The 2,000-nt window shown below is 63.4% G+C and carries 1 protein-coding gene; it reads left to right on the top strand.

The features are described 5' to 3' along the window. A partial coding sequence (locus NKG60_RS32085) for a recombinase family protein (protein ID WP_352976680.1) occupies positions 1 to 1,971 on the top strand: 1,971 nt, incomplete at its 5' end. Positions 1,972 to 2,000 lie beyond the last annotated feature (29 nt).

Below are 2,000 nucleotides of genomic sequence, written 5' to 3'. Positions count from 1 at the left end.
AGCCAACGTCGGCAATATGAGCTTGTCGACGTCGCGCGGCGCTGGGGATTCCGCAAAGTAGAGGTGATCGACGAGGATCTGGGACGAACCGCAAGCGGGGCTGTGGAGCGTCCCGGTTTCGAGCGCCTGGTCGACGATCTGTGCACCGGCCATGTGGGCGCCGTGCTTTGCCTGGAGGCGTCCCGCCTGTCGCGCAACGGGCCGGACTGGCATCGGCTGCTCGAGTTGTGCGGCGAAGTTGATGCACGCGTGATCGATCTGGACGGAGTCTACGATCCGGGATTGCCGAACGACCGCCTGCTGCTCGGTATGAAGGGCAGCATCAGCGAGTTCGAGCTCGGCGTGCTGCGTGCCCGCATGTACGAGGCCGCCCGCGCCAAGGCACAGCGCGGGGAACTGCGCATCTCCGTGCCTTTCGGCTATGTCTGGCACCGCGATTACGGTCTCGGGTTCGATCCCGACATGCGCCTGCAGGAGACCATTCGCCTGATATTCGCGCGCTTCCGCGAACTCGGCAGTGCGCGCCAGGTCCTGATCTCGATGATCGACGATGACGTGCATTTCCCCAGACCCTCCGACGGCAAGAAGATGGTGTCCTTCGACTGGGTTCCGATCCGCTACCGCAACGTGATCTCGATCCTGAAGAACCCATTCTACGCCGGCGCCTATGTCTATGGTAAGAGCGAGAAGCGCACTGAGATCGTCGATGGCCGCGTTCGCAAGAGCTATGGCCATTACAAGCCGGCTAGCGAGTGGGCGGTGGTGCTCAACGACCATCACGAAGGCTACATCGGATGGAGCGAGTACGAACGGAACCAGGAACTGCTCGCGGCCAACGCTTATGGCAAAGCCGGCGGCGTCAAGTCGGGCCGCGGCGGTCGCGCACTGCTCCCCGGTCTCATCTCCTGTGGTCGATGCGGGCGAAGACTGGTTGTCATGTATGCCGGACGCGGCCAAGGTTATCCGGTATATCGCTGCGAGCGCGGCAACCTCATGATGGCCCAGGCGCGATGCATGTCGTTCAACGGCTTTCGCACCGACGCGGCGGTGACCCGCGAAGCGCTGGAGGCGGTTGCGCCGATGGCGATCGAAGCGGCGTTGGAGGCTGAACGGATGCAGCTGGAGAGCGAAGCCAAGCGGCGGCAGATGATCGAGATGGACCTGCAGCAGGCGCGCTATGAGGCATCGCTCGCCGAGCGCCGCTATGCCGCTTGCGACCCGGAGAACCGGCTTATTGCGGCCCAGCTCGAGAGGAGTTGGGAAGCCACGCTCAGGCGCGTGGAGACCTGCGAGGCCCGGCTGAGCGAAGTCCAGCGTGTGGAGCCTGTCGACGCGGTTCCGGACTTCACGGGCCTCGCCCAGAATCTCGAGGCCACCTGGAACGCGCCGGGTGTCGACATGCGCTGTCGTCAGCAACTGCTGCGCGCGCTCATCAAGGACATCGTGGCGGATGTCGATGACGATGCGCGCGACGTGATCTTGACCATCCACTGGCACGGAGGCCAGCACTCGCAGGTACGGGTTCGCAAGCCCAAATCCGGAGAGCATGGCCAGCGTACGCCTGAGGAGGCTCTGGCGATCATGCGATCCATGGCAACCCGATGGTCGGATGCCGAAATCGCTGCCACACTCAACCGCATGGGCATGCAGACCGGTCAGGGAAAGACCTGGACCGCGCGTCGCGTCCAATCGCTGCGCACGGTGCACAAGATCAGCGGCTATCGCTCTTCCGACAAGAATGGCGAGTGGCTCACCATGTCGGACGCGGCCGCCCGGCTTGGAGTCTCGCACGTCAAAATCCGCCGGTTCATCAGGGATGGCCTCTTGCCTGCCGAGCAGGTCATGCGCGGCGCACCCTACCAGATCCGCGCCAGCGACCTCGAAGACGAACGGATCAAGGCCGATTTGGCGCGCAATACTCCGCATCGCATCCACGACGACAACCACGAATCGCTGTTTTCCGCCATTTGAAAAGGAGGTGCATAATGAATCGGTCTTCG

It is taken from the genome of Mesorhizobium sp. M1428 (assembly GCF_040317515.1).
In the GTDB taxonomy this organism is placed as follows: Bacteria; Pseudomonadota; Alphaproteobacteria; order Rhizobiales; family Rhizobiaceae; genus Mesorhizobium.
Note: the sequence above shows the minus strand (reverse complement) of the source record. Positions and strands in the feature narration are given on the sequence as shown.